This window comes from Brevibacterium pigmentatum, assembly GCF_011617465.1.
GTDB classification, from domain to species: Bacteria; Actinomycetota; Actinomycetes; order Actinomycetales; family Brevibacteriaceae; genus Brevibacterium; species Brevibacterium pigmentatum.
Window position 1 is genome coordinate 3,604,815 of the sequence record NZ_CP050153.1, and the last position, 12,508, is coordinate 3,617,322.

The 12,508-nt window shown below is 65.3% G+C and carries 13 protein-coding genes; 7 read left to right on the forward strand and 6 right to left on the reverse strand.

The features are described 5' to 3' along the window. Window positions 1–344: 344 nt before the first annotated feature. Entirely contained in the window at window positions 345–1,538 is a 1,194-nt protein-coding gene (locus GUY30_RS16350) for an acyl-CoA dehydrogenase family protein (RefSeq protein WP_167199895.1), read from the forward strand. A gap of 38 nt (window positions 1,539–1,576) precedes the next feature. Continuing rightward, entirely contained in the window at window positions 1,577–2,722 is a 1,146-nt protein-coding gene (locus tag GUY30_RS16355) for an acyl-CoA dehydrogenase family protein (RefSeq protein WP_167199898.1), read from the forward strand. Between the two features lie 359 nt (window positions 2,723–3,081). On the opposite strand, the gene GUY30_RS16360 is transcribed toward GUY30_RS16355, so the two are convergent. The 4 genes from GUY30_RS16360 to pyrE all read right to left on the reverse strand — a co-directional run bounded on the left by GUY30_RS16360 (window position 3,082) and on the right by pyrE (window position 7,012). Next, entirely contained in the window at window positions 3,082–3,711 is a 630-nt protein-coding gene (locus GUY30_RS16360; protein ID WP_167199901.1) for a TrmH family RNA methyltransferase, read from the reverse strand. Then, entirely contained in the window at window positions 3,708–5,390 is a 1,683-nt protein-coding gene (locus GUY30_RS16365) for an ABC transporter permease (protein ID WP_167199904.1), read from the reverse strand. The genes GUY30_RS16360 and GUY30_RS16365 overlap by 4 nt, the downstream gene beginning before the upstream one ends. Then, a complete protein-coding gene (locus tag GUY30_RS16370) occupies window positions 5,390–6,265 on the reverse strand; it encodes an ABC transporter ATP-binding protein (RefSeq protein ID WP_039212056.1) in 876 nt (291 codons plus the stop codon). Before GUY30_RS16370 ends, GUY30_RS16365 begins: the two co-directional genes overlap by 1 nt. Window positions 6,266–6,445: 180 nt before the next feature. Beyond that, window positions 6,446–7,012 carry an orotate phosphoribosyltransferase gene (gene pyrE, locus GUY30_RS16375; protein ID WP_039212054.1) on the reverse strand — a complete coding sequence of 189 codons (567 nt, stop codon included), beginning with the start codon at window positions 7,010–7,012 and terminating at the stop codon, window positions 6,446–6,448. Window positions 7,013–7,379: 367 nt separating this feature from the next. On the opposite strand from pyrE, the gene GUY30_RS16380 reads away from it, so the two are divergent. The 4 genes from GUY30_RS16380 to GUY30_RS16395 all read left to right on the forward strand — a co-directional run bounded on the left by GUY30_RS16380 (window position 7,380) and on the right by GUY30_RS16395 (window position 9,349). Continuing rightward, window positions 7,380–7,652 (forward strand): GlsB/YeaQ/YmgE family stress response membrane protein, encoded by a 273-nt coding sequence (locus GUY30_RS16380; RefSeq protein ID WP_167199907.1) that lies wholly within the window; start codon window positions 7,380–7,382, stop codon window positions 7,650–7,652. A 313-nt stretch (window positions 7,653–7,965) separates the two neighbouring features. Then, a complete protein-coding gene (locus GUY30_RS16385) occupies window positions 7,966–8,184 on the forward strand; it encodes an Asp23/Gls24 family envelope stress response protein (protein ID WP_208091442.1) in 219 nt (72 codons plus the stop codon). Continuing rightward, a complete protein-coding gene (locus tag GUY30_RS16390; protein WP_167199910.1) occupies window positions 8,181–8,756 on the forward strand; it encodes a DUF6286 domain-containing protein in 576 nt (191 codons plus the stop codon). Before GUY30_RS16385 ends, GUY30_RS16390 begins: the two co-directional genes overlap by 4 nt. Then, window positions 8,753–9,349 (forward strand): alkaline shock response membrane anchor protein AmaP, encoded by a 597-nt coding sequence (locus tag GUY30_RS16395; protein ID WP_167199913.1) that lies wholly within the window; start codon window positions 8,753–8,755, stop codon window positions 9,347–9,349. The genes GUY30_RS16390 and GUY30_RS16395 overlap by 4 nt, the downstream gene beginning before the upstream one ends. A 427-nt stretch (window positions 9,350–9,776) precedes the next feature. Here the strand turns inward: GUY30_RS16395 and GUY30_RS16400 are convergent, their stop codons facing one another. Together GUY30_RS16400 and GUY30_RS16405 are read right to left on the reverse strand one after the other, a co-directional pair. Then, complete coding sequence (locus GUY30_RS16400; RefSeq protein WP_228281487.1) at window positions 9,777–10,628, reverse strand: SDR family NAD(P)-dependent oxidoreductase; 852 nt, start codon at window positions 10,626–10,628, stop codon at window positions 9,777–9,779. Continuing rightward, window positions 10,625–11,449 (reverse strand): thioesterase family protein, encoded by an 825-nt coding sequence (locus tag GUY30_RS16405; RefSeq protein ID WP_167199916.1) that lies wholly within the window; start codon window positions 11,447–11,449, stop codon window positions 10,625–10,627. The genes GUY30_RS16400 and GUY30_RS16405 overlap by 4 nt, the downstream gene beginning before the upstream one ends. A gap of 176 nt (window positions 11,450–11,625) precedes the next feature. Here GUY30_RS16405 and GUY30_RS16410 point away from each other — a divergent pair, with 176 nt between their 5' ends. Further along, window positions 11,626–12,420, forward strand: a complete 795-nt coding sequence (locus tag GUY30_RS16410; protein WP_167199919.1) for an exodeoxyribonuclease III — start codon at window positions 11,626–11,628, stop codon at window positions 12,418–12,420. Window positions 12,421–12,508: the final 88 nt, after the last annotated feature.

Consider the following 12,508-nt stretch of genomic DNA (forward strand, 5'->3'; position numbering starts at 1 on the left):
CGCCGGTGCGACCGGGGGGATGTGTGTGGTCCTGCCTGACACGTTACTCAGCTTTCCGTACCCCTGGGGATGTTCTACGGCGGGGAATGCGGAGTCCAACGGCACGGGGTTCAGTCCGGAGGGGCTCTCAAGCGGAATCAACGATGAAATTCCTGAATTAGTATTACCACCCGCGATAGGTGTAGTAATACGATTCTGAAACAAAGTTAGCCGATTGTGATATGAACATCCGATCGGACAGGAGGGCCGCCTCGGCGAGGATCTCCGTCTTTGCCCACTTGTGAGCCGGAACACCGGACCGTACCATTGGAGGAAAGTTACTGAACGATCTATAAGGAGTTCACATGGACACACTACTGAATGCGGAAGAGCGCGATTTCGCGCAGCAGATGCGTCAGTTCTACCGCACGGAGATCCCTGAGGAACTCCGCCTCAAGGTCGCCACCGGCCAGGAGCTGACCAAGGACGACATGGTCACCTCGCAGCGGATCCTCAACCAGCACGGCTATGCCGTGCCGAACTGGCCGGTCGAATGGGGCGGCCAGGACTGGACCCCCGTGCAGCGTCACATCTGGCTCGAAGAGATGCAGCTGGCCTGCGTTCCGCAGCCGCTGCCGTTCAACGTCTCCATGGTCGGTCCTGTCATCGCCACCTTCGGTTCGCAGGAGATCAAGGAGCGCTTCCTGCCCGCCACCGCGAACATCGACATCTGGTGGTCGCAGGGATTCTCCGAGCCCAACGCCGGTTCGGACCTCGCCTCCCTCAAGACCACCGCGGTGCGCAAGGGCGACAAGTACATCGTCAACGGCCAGAAGACCTGGACGACCCTGGGCCAGTACGGCGACTGGATCTTCAACCTCGTGCGCACCGATCCGGATGTGAAGAAGCAGGCCGGCATCTCGTTCCTGCTCATCGACATGAAGACTCCCGGCGTCACCGTCCGTCCGATCCAGCTCATCGACGGCGGCCATGAGGTCAACGAAATCTTCTTCGACAATGTCGAGGTGCCCGTTGAGAACCTCGTCGGCGAAGAGAACAAGGGCTGGACGTACGCGAAGTTCCTCCTCGGCAACGAGCGCACCGGAATCGCCCGCATCGGCGGCTCGAAGGTCAACCTCGCCCGCGCCAAGGCCTATGCCGCGGTGACGAAGACCGCTCGCGGCACACTGCTCGACGATCCTCTGTTCTCCGCTCGTCTGACGAAGATCGAAGCCGAACTCACCGCGCTCGAGATGACCCAGCTGAGGATCCTCTCGACCCAGGCCGCCGGATCCGACAAGCCGGATCCGCGCTCCTCGGTGCTCAAGCTCAAGGGCTCGCAGCTGCAGGAGGACATCTCCGAACTCCTCGTCGACGTGCTCGGCCCGCAGGGCCTCGACTTCGTCTCCGACCGCGTACAGGGTCAGGGTCTGTCCGACCTGCCCAACGGCGCCGTCGATGCGCTGCCCGCCTACTTCAACACCCGCAAGGTCACCATCTACGGCGGTTCGTCAGAGGTGCAGCGCGGAATCATCTCGAAGGCACTGCTCGGTCTCTGAGATACCGACGCTCATCCGATCTCCCAAGAAGGACAACCATGGATCTTGAACTCAACGACATTCAGCAAGAACTCGCCAGCACACTGAACAAGTACCTGCGCACCGAGTACGACATCGCCAAGCGCGAAGAGATCCTTCGCAGCGAAGAGGGCATCTCCCGCGAGAAGTGGCAGGCGTTCGCCGAGATGGGACTGCTCGGTCTCGCAATCCCCGAGTCCTACGGCGGCGCGGACATGACCTTCAACGAGGTGGCCGTGGTCGCCGAGGCGTTCGGGCGCTCGCTCGTCCTCGAACCGTTCCTGGCGACTGCAGTCCTCGGCGCCAATGCCGTCCTGCTCGGCGGCAGCGAAGAGCAGAAGCAGGCCATCCTGCCTGGTGTGGCAGAGGGCCAGACCTTCCTCGCTCTCGCAGCGCTCGAGCCCGGACTGCGCTACGCCGTCGACGCCCCGCAGACTCAGGTCTCCGGTGCCGACGGCAGCTTCACCCTCACCGGTGAGAAGAACAACGTGCTCGGCGGAGACGTCGCCGACCACTTCGTCGTGACCGCTTCGCAGAACGGCGAACTGGGACTCTACCTCGTCGCCGCCGATGCCGAAGGTCTGACCCGAGTCGCTCAGCGCCAGGCCGATGGCTTGGGCAGCGCGAACCTCAAGCTCGACGGTGTCGCCGCTCAGCGCCTCGACGCCGCCGATGCCAACGCCGTCCTGTCCGAGGTCCTCGACCTGGGCAACGCTGCGATCATGGCCGAGGCCGTCGGTGCACTCGAAGCCTCGCTGACGATGACCGCCGAGTACCTGAAGACCCGTGAGCAGTTCGGTGCTCCGATCGGTGCGAACCAGGCTCTGCAGCACCGCGCCGCAGACGTCTACGCCGAGCTCGAGTACGCACGCAGCATGGCGCTGTACTCGCGTCTGGCCGTGACCTCCGAGGTCCCCGGGGCCGAGAAGGACCGCCACCGCGACGTCATCGCTGCGAAGATCATCGTCGACCGGGCAGCTCGCAACATCAGCCAGGAATCGATCCAGATGCACGGCGGAATCGGCATGACCATGGAATACCCCATCGGTCACTACGCCAAGCGCCTGACGGTCATGACCCGCACCTTCGACGACGCGGATTCGCTGACCGCGGAGCTCGCCGAACTGGGCGGACTCATCGAACCCCAGGCGGCCGACCTCAGCTGAGGCAGCGACCGAGTCGCTCCGGTTCCGCCGAGGACCCGAGCGACTCGGTCCGGCAGCACAGAAGCGCCGAGGCGGCACGAAATCATTCGTGCCGCCTCGGCGCTTCTTCGTGTCCGCTTCGCACGGTCAGCATCGTCCGTGTCTACTCCGCCCAACCCTGGCGAAGGTACAGCACCTTCGGCACCTCACCCACCGGCTGATACGCTGCTGCGCCCGGCGGAGTTGGATTGTGGGGTCGATCCACGGTGATTTCCGCGCTCAGAACACGGTGGATCGACCCAACAATGACGTCAACCGCACCTGCCCGAGGAGGCCACAGCTTCCTCGGCGCGGGCAGCACCTCCGCCCCGACGAAACCGTCAGTTCACGGGCTGGTCGTACACGTGGCGGCGGATCCAGGAGTGCATGGTGATCGCGGCGGCGGCTGCGGCGTTCATCGACCTCGTCGAACCATATTGCGCGATCGAGAGCACGTCACGGCTCGCCTGATGCGCTTCCTCACTCAGCCCCGGTCCTTCCTGGCCGAACAGGAGCAGGCAGCGCTTGGGCAGGTCGTAGGTTTCCAAAGGCACGGAGTCCGGGAAGTTGTCGATGCCCAGCAGCGGCACGTCGTTCTCGGCGCACCAGCTGAGCAGGTCGTCCACGCTCGGATGGTGGATGACGTGCTGGTACTTGTCGGTGACCATCGCTCCGCGCCGGTTCCAGCGGCGTTTGCCGACGATGTGCACGGCTGCGGCGTTGAACGCGTTGGCGGTGCGCACGACCGAACCGATGTTGAGGTCGTGCTGCCAGTTCTCGACTCCGACATGGAAGTCGTGCCGCGAGGCATCGAGGTCGGCCACGATCGCATCGTGCTTCCAATACCGATACCGATCGACGACATTGCGCCGATCACCCTCAGCCAGCAGCTCCGGATCGAAGTGCTCTTCCACAGGCCAGGGGCCGGTCCACGGACCGACCCCCACCTGCGGTTCAGCGCTTTCGGTCACTTGTCGTCGCGGGAATCATCCGCCGACTTCGCGTCCTCTTCGTCTTTCGCCTTCACATTCGACTTCTTCGCCGAGGCGGCCTTCGACTTCCCGTCGACCGCTGAGTTCGCGTCCTCGTCCGAGTCGACATCGTCCGAATCCGCGTCATCCGCGTCCGAGTCCGAATCATCCGCAGCCGAGTCCGATTTCGCGGAGCCCTTCGCCGAGGTGGCGGCACCGACCTTCTGCGCGCGCTTGCTCATCTTCACGGTCTTGCCGCCGCGTCCGCCTCCGGACAGCACCGAGCGCACGTACGCACCCGAGGCCAGAGCGTGGAGGATGACGGCGAGGACGAGAGCGATGCCGGCGGCGACGAGGCCTTCCCACCAATCGGTCTGACCGGCGAAGGAGCGGCCGGCGATGCCCAGCGGCGAGGTGAACGGCGTCCACGACAGCACCTTCGCGACGGTGCCCGTGGGGCCGATGAGGACCGGGGCGAAGAAGCCCGCCACAGTGATGACGCCGATGATCGCGAGGAAGGTGGCACGTGCCTTGGACCCGACGACGGTCGATGCCCAGACCAGCAGCGCGAACACCGACCAGGCGGTCAGCAGCAGAGCCAGAGCGAACCAGCCGAGGCCCGGCAGCATGGCGAAGGCCAGGGACGTCTTGCCCGACAGCGAGAGTCCCAATTCGGTGATGACGGCCGCTACGACGAGGTGGACGATGACCAGGGTCAGCATGCCGGTGATCCGGCCCGAGGCAGAGGCACGCGGCGGAATCGTGGCCGCGATGATCTCGGTGATCCGGTTGCGCTTCTCCAGGCGCAGGTTCTGGTACAGCGCGGTGCCCAGAGTGGCGACGACGAGGAGCGAGAGTGCGACCATTCCCCACAGCAGCGGAGTGGCCACCTCGCTGTCGACTGCCGGAGTTTCGAGCAACGTGGCCTCGGTCTTCGGCGCGAGCTTTTCGAGCAGGGCGTCGGGCTGTTTGTCCAGCGCAATGATCGTCGGCTGCCCCTGACCGCTCGGGTCCTGGATGAACGCGGCATCGACCTTGCCCTCACGCACGAGCTTCTCAGCCGCCGGCGCGTCCTTCGCGTCGGTGATCTTCACACCGAGCTGCTGCTCGTACATCGCCGCCTGCTCGCCGACTCCGACCATCGCCATGGTCGGTGTTCCGGAGTCCTTCTGCACGTCGGCGACGATTCCGGAGATGATGGCGGCCAGCACGCCGAGGATGACCACGGCGGCCGTGACCAGGAAGTACGGGCTGCGCATGGCCGTGGTGCTCTCGCGGTTCGACACGAGCCATGCGGCCTGGCGGTTGCCGACATCGACGAATTCCGAGACCAGGCCGGTCTCCGGCAGTTCGTCAGGGTCGGGGGTGTCCTCGGCCAGTTCGAAGGGAACATCGTCGAGGCCGTCGGTGGCGTCGGACTCATCAGTGTCCTTCGCAACTGAGCCCTTTGCTGCCGCGCTCTTCGCGGCCGATTTCTTCTTCGCCGAGGCGGCCGATCCCTTGGTCGCACCGGTCGCGGTCGCGTCGTCGTCCGACTCGACCTCGTCGGCAGCGGTCTCGTCTTCGATCACATCGTCATCGACGGGCACACCGAGGTCGTCGATGCCTTCGCCGGCCGTGCCCTTGGACACGAGCGGTTCCGGGGACTCGTCGTTCGCACCGTTGTCTTTGCGCGCCATTACAGAGCCTCCTTGTACTGCTCGGCCAGTGTCGGGCGGACACTTTCGAAGTTCTTCACATTCTTCAGCTCGGCCACGGCAGCGGCGGCTGCCTTCGCATCGTTCGCGTGGAAGCTCACGCCCTCGTGTCCGGCGGTCTTCACGTCGCTGATTCCCGTCCGGGACTTCAGCGCCGAGGAAGCCACCTCGGTGTCGGTCGTCTCGACTCGGTAGTGCGGATCGCCGAGCAGCTTCTCGACGCTGCCCTTGGCAGTCACCTTGCCCTGGCCCAGAATGACGACGTCGTCGGCGAAGGTCTGTGCGGCCTCCCAGTCGTCGGTGGCCAGGATGACGGGCACTCCCGATGATGCGTGGGCCCGCAGAAGGGACGTGACCAGGCGCAGCGAAGCCGCGTCGAGGCCGGCGAAGGCATCGTCGATGACGACGACGTCCGGGTCGGCGGCCAGTGTCGCGGCGATGTCGACGCGGGCGATCTCGGCTCCGGAGAGGTTCTTCAGCGGAGCGTAGCCGCGGTCGGCCAGCTCGAGGTGGCCGAGAAGCGTCAGCGCGTTCCGTTCGGCCGCGCCCAGGGTGATCCCGTGCAGGCGGGCGAGGTAGACGATCTGGTCGAGGACGCGCATGTTCGGGTATCCGCCGCGTTCGGCGGGCAGATAGCCGAAGTTCTGTCGGTCGCCGAAGTCGAGTTCGAAGTCCTCGAGTTCGATGGTGCCCTCATCAGCGGCGATGAGGCCCATGATGATGCGCACCAGTTCGGTGCGGCCCGCCGAGCGGGTTCCCACGATTGCGGTGATCCGGCCCGCCTCGGCGGTGAAACTCACCTCGTCCAGATATGTCCGCTTCCCTTTGCGCAGGGAAACCTCTTTCAGTGTGAGCACGCGTCATCCTTTACATCAAACAGTTCTTGGGGAGTGTCTCATCTATCGTGTTGAAATAAGAGACTTGTTTCAAACCACGTCCTCGATTTCGACAGAATTGCCAGTCGAGTCCCAGGTCGTGATCGGTGAGCCGATTTCGTCGAGGCGGCACCGTGCAGGCCCACCTCGCCGAGGCGGAGCTCAGTCGAGTCCGAGATCCGCGGTCGTCAGCGCGGTCAGGTACGGAATTCCCGTCGCTTCGACCCGTTCCTTGGCGCCGGTGTCGCGGTCCATGACCACGGCCACCGCGACCACCTCGGCGCCGGCTTCCTTGAGCGCGTCAACCGCGGTCAGCACGGAACCGCCTGTGGTCGAGGTGTCCTCGACGGCGACGACGCGCTTGCCGGCGACATCGGGGCCTTCGACGCGACGCGACATTCCGTGCTTCTTCGCCTCCTTGCGCACGACGAAGGAGTCGAGCGGAGTGCCGCGGACGACCGACCGGTGCATGACTGCGGTGCCGACCGGGTCGGCGCCCATGGTCAGGCCGCCGACGGCATCGACCTTGTCGAGCAGATCATGGGCCTCGAGGAGATCAAGGACGACGTCGCCGACGAGCGGTGCCGAGCGATGGTCGAGGGTGACTCGACGCAGATCGAGGTAGTAATCGGCCTCCTTGCCGGAGGAGAGGGTCACTCTGCCGCGCACCACGGCGAGTTCGTCGATGAGGTCGAGCAGTTGTCGGCGAGTGTCAGCGCTGTCGGTCATGAACTCCAGTCTACTGGGCGGTCGGCACGCGGCCGTTCAGCCCCATCTCAGTGACTGCGGGGGCACTCAGTGACAGTAGGGCCGTCCGGCGAGTGGCCGCGGGCACCTCCGCTCCGCGACCGCGGACATCTCTTCTCTGCGACCGCGGGATTGTTCCCTGAGAGTCCGCGTTCGTATACGGTTCTCGCCTCCAGTCTCATGTGCGCGATCCGCCGAAGAGGTGCGTGAGGATCCGGACGGCCCTGCGTCCGTACAGATGTCATAAAGAATCAACGAGACTTGGCACTTACCCTGCATTTCGGAGGTACAGTGGCAACAGAACCGTGCAACCCGGCCGGTCAACAGTCTTAGAAGGGACGTGAGCAACATGGGTTTCATCGCATATCTCATCCTCGGACTCATTGCCGGAGCCATCGCCAAGGCGATCCTGCCCGGCAAACAGGGCGGCGGCTTCATCGCCACGCTCATCCTCGGCGTCATCGGAGCCATGCTCGGCGGTTGGCTCGGCGGCATGATCTTCGGTGTCCAGATGGACAAGTTCTTCTCGCTGTCGTCGTGGCTGTGTGCGATCGGCGGCTCGCTGATCGTGCTCATCGTCTGGGGTCTCATCACCGGACGCTCGAAGAGCAAGGCCGACTGAGCGCCACCGGCAACGGCCCAGAAAAAGGCGTGTAGCCCGTGTTTGAACATGGGCTACACGCCTTTTTCTGGGCTATTCGCGTTCTATCCTCCACTGCGGGCAGCAGTGAGCCGCGACTGACCCCGCGGGGCGGACGGGTTTCAGCGGCTGCGGCTGACGACCCGGACGTCGATGTCGATCTCCCCGACGGGCCCGTCGACCGCGGCTCGCAAGTCGACGGCGATGACGGCGAAGAGCTCATCGACGATCTCGGTCACTGGTCGGCTGTCGTCGAGGTGCGCATCGACACGGACATGGAGATCCTCACCCGTCCGTGGACGTCACCCGGTCCGGACGCAGCTGCACGCTCGCCGTCCAGCTGGGCCTGGCCTACCCCACCCCCATCGCCGAGGCGACCGAACACGTCCGCTCCACGCTGAGCACCGAAGTCGAACGCCTCACCGGTGTCACCGTCCGTCAGGTCGACATCAGCGTGCGGTGGCTCGCCCCGGAATCCTCCGGTGCGAATCGAGGAAGGAATCGCCTGCAATGAGCACACGCCTGCTGCGCAAGCGGCCCTCCCGCATCGGTCCGGCCGTGGTCGTCGCCCTCATCCTGCTGCTCCTCGCCGTGGGACTCGGCTGGGCCGGCATCGCCGCATTCGTGAGCTTCGGATCCGTCGCAACCGCACTGATCGAAACGCCGGATTCCGCCATCGCCGAGGCGGTCGGGAACCTGCATTGGAATTCCACGGTCGTCATCGCGGTCGGCATCGTCCTGGCTCTGCTCGGACTCATCGCCTTCATCCTCGGCATCTCTCCCGGAGCGCGCCGGATTCTCGGCGTGAGCGCTGCTGGGTCAGAACACATCGGTGATTTCGAGGTCGCCCTGCCCACCTCGGCGCTGTCTCAGATCGCGGCCGCGGCCGCCGATGGGGTCGACGGCGTCAGCGGGGTCAAGGCCTCGTCGAACGCGAAGTCGACGATCGTGACGTTCTCGACGCCGGTCCGCGACTTCGAGCCGATCCGCGCCGAGGTCGAAGCCGCCGTGAAGGACCGCTTCGCATCGATCTCGTTCGACCGCACCCCCACGGTGAAGGTCCAGGCCAGAAGGAGTCAGTCATGAGACGCACGGCCGCCGCTGCCAACCGCACGGGACTGATCATCCTCGGCCTCATCGCTCTGCTCATCGGGCTGGCGGTGCTCGCCATCGGGTTCGGTCTCACCGCCCCGATCGCCCCTGCCCTGGAGGCGGGAGCAGATCTCGGTCCGGTCGCCTCGGTGCTGGCCCTGCCCTATTCGGCGCTCATCGCCGTGGTCGTGGCCCTCATCCTCGCGATCATCGGGCTCCGCTGGCTGAGCGTGCAGGTCCCGCGGAAGGACTTCGCGAAGCCCTTCCGGATGCAGGCCGATGCCCGCACCGGTCTGACCACGGTGAATGCGGAAGTCATCGCCGAGGCGGTCGCCGCCGACCTCGAATCCACCGACGGAGTCTCCGACGCACAGGTGATCCTGCGCGGCACCGCGCGGCGACCGGAGCTGCTCATCCACGTCGATGCCGATGAGCGCGCCGACATCGATGCCGTCATCGCCGATGTCGCCGAACGCGCCGCCGGCAATGCCTCGGTGGCGCTCGGGGCCCCGCTGAGTGCGGTGGCATTGGAGATCGGCATCGCCCGCACTCACTCGCGCCGCCAGCGCAGCGTCAGCATCCAGTGACCCGGAGCACCGCCTGTTGCGCAGTGCATCAGCGGGTCGGAAGTGCATACGTGCTGTATCAGATCAGTGCGTATGCGTTTCTGACCCGCTGATGCGGTCCGCGCCTCAGTGATCGCGGAAAACGGCTGTGAATGACAAGAACCCCGGGGCGCGTAATCGCGACATCCCGGGGTCCTCGCAGCACTCCCCTCGAGTACCCGGACGCATCCCCATACGTCCGTTATGTCCACCCGATCCCCACCGGGCGAACATCATTAATTTGACCACACTTTCGTAGCGCTTGTAAAGAATCTCACGTCCCGTCTTGAATCCTGTCGGGCTCTATAGCATAGAAGCGATCAGAATAAAACCCCTGGTCACAGGCTCATCTCCAGGTAGTTCAATCCTCAACTCAATGCTGTCGGGCTCGCCCAGAATTGCATATAGGTCACATCCTGCGAGTGCGGGCGAAGGAGAATCCAGTCGATCCCCAGCGCATGAGCGGACGCGGCACCGCGGGAGCCACGAGCGCGGCCAACCGATATCCCCATCCCGGAACCGAGACGACCTTTCCCGCCCGGGCATCACGCAGCGACTCCCGCACCACCTGATCGACGCTGAGCCAGATCAGACCGGGTCCTGGACGCTCCACGCCGAGGCGGCTGTGGAACTCAGTCCGGATGAAACCGGGCAGAACGGCGGTGGCCGTCACCGGGCTGTCCCTGAGTTCCCCGGCGAGCGCCTCGGTGAAGATCAGAGTCGACGCCTTCGAGGCTGCATACTGTCCCATCGTCGTCACCGCCGCCAGCGAGGAGACGTTGACGATTCCCCCGCGACCGCGGGACTGCATGCGCCTGGCCGCAGCCAGCGACAGCTCCCTCACCGCCCCGGTGAGCACCCGATCCTGTTCGTCGAGTTCGGCGATATCGGTGTCCAGCAGCGTCCCGCGCAGACCGAAGCCGGCGTTGTTGATGAGCACATCGATCGGCTGCGTGGCGATGATCTCGACGACCGAGTCGATCCCGTCACGGGCGGACAGATCCGCCACGGCCACCTCGGCGCGGATGTTCTGCGTGGCCTGGAGCTGGTCGGCCAGCTCTCTCAGTCGGGCTTCGTTCCGGGCGACCAGGACGAGGTCGTAACCTTCCGCCGCCAGGGTGCGGGCATAGCCGCGTCCCAGCCCGGAACTCGCCCCGGTGATGAGGGCACGCGGCCGGGGACTCGGGTCCCGCCTCGGCGAGGATCCGTCCCGGGTTCGGGACGTCTCGCTGCGCTGCATGGGCGGGACCTCGCGGCTCATACCGCGCCTTGTCCTCTGCGCACGGTCAGCGACTGCACGGCGGTGCCGATGGGGCCGCCGGCGTCGCTGAGCACGCTCGTCGTCTGCCCCAACCCGGTCGGTCCGAAGGCGACCCGGGTGTCGAAGCCGACCCAGCCGGGCTCGGGAACGCGCGTGAGGTGGATGGAGAGGTCGACGTTCGGGAAGAACGTCGTCTTCGGATTCTCGCGGACGGCCAGACCGTTGGCCGTATCAACGAACTTGACGAAGGCTGCGGTCGGCGGGTCGCTCTCACCATCGACGAGAGGATAGGGGCTGCGCACCCAGGACTGTGCGTATCCGGGGTGGGCGTCCGCGCCCTGCCGGCCCTCGAGCGACGCGATGTAGCCGCCGCCCCAACGACCGGTGAAAGGAGCCTCGGGCACTTCGGACACCGGTGGCATCGCCTGCCATTCGTCGCCGGCGACCTCCTCGGTGTCGGATGCCTGCAGACGCCACACCCGCGCGGCCACGCTGGTGCGCTCACCATGGCGCATCTGTGCTTCGACGAGTTCGATGGTCCGTCCCGGACGGATGACGTTGACGTCGACCGTGAACTCGCCGGAGTGAATGACGCCGAGCACGTCGAAGGTCACTCGGGAGATGAGCTTGTCGCTGGGCAGCCGCCGCTCGATCTCGGCGAGCACGATCCCCGAGGCAGGCGCGAGGTGCTGCTCGCCGGGCTGCCACGCTCCCTGACTGTGCAGGGTCGAGACGAGGCGGTCCTCTGACAGGCGCACATAGTAGGAGTCCGGGTAGGCGGCCCCGTCGTGGCCCAGGTGTTCCTTGGGAGCTTCAGGCATGGTCCCAGCTTATCGAGCCGAGAGGGTCCGCTCGACGCAGGGGCTGGACACGTCCCCTTCCACACGGCTCCGGCATAAGCGGCTGTGTTGCTCCGGCATAAGCACGCCGAGGCGTCCCACCGGCAGCCGCACGCACCCCGCTTTCACCTCCGGCGCGGACGGCTTAGGGTGGGAGGGTGAGAATCGCTACGTGGAATGTGAACTCGATCCGTGCCCGCCACGACCGCATCGGGGCCTGGCTGGATCGTTCGGATGTCGATGTCCTGGCCATCCAGGAACTCAAGTGCAAGGATGCCCAGTTTCCCGAGGAGCTGTTCACCGAGCGCGGATACGAGGTCAGCTATCACGGCCTCAACCAGTGGAACGGGGTGGCCATCGCCTCGCGCGTCGGCCTGGCCGACACCGAGATCGGGTTCAAGGACATCCCCGCCTTCGGCGCTGACGAACCCGTCGTCGAAGCCCGGGCGCTGTCGGTGACCTGTAGTGATGTGCGCGTCTACTCGCTCTATGTGCCCAACGGCCGCGAACTCGACCACCCGCACTACGGATACAAGCTGGAGTGGTACAAGGCGCTGACGGCCGATATCGCCGCCCAGCTCAGTGCCGAACCGGAGAAGAAGCTCGTCCTCTGCGGTGACTTCAATGTCGCCCCGCTCGACGAGGACGTCTGGGATATGGCCGAGTTCGACGGCGCCACGCATGTTTCCGGACCCGAGCGTCAAGCTTTCGACGATCTGCTTGGTGCGGGACTGTCCGAAGTCACTCGACAGTTCACTCCCGGCCCCGGCGTCTTTACCTTCTGGGACTACCAGAAGCTGCGGTTCCCGAAGAAGCAGGGCATGCGCATCGACTTCCAGCTCGCCTCGCAGGCACTGGCGAAGACCGCGACCGCAGGCGAGATCGACCGCGAGGAGCGCAAGGGCAAAGGCGCGTCCGATCACGCTCCCGTCATCGTCGACTACGACGTCTGAGGCACCCTCGTCTCACCTTTCGACACCTCGCGACAACTTCAGCGTCGAAGCCATAGACATCTCTCCTCTCTTCTGGTGAAGTTGAATC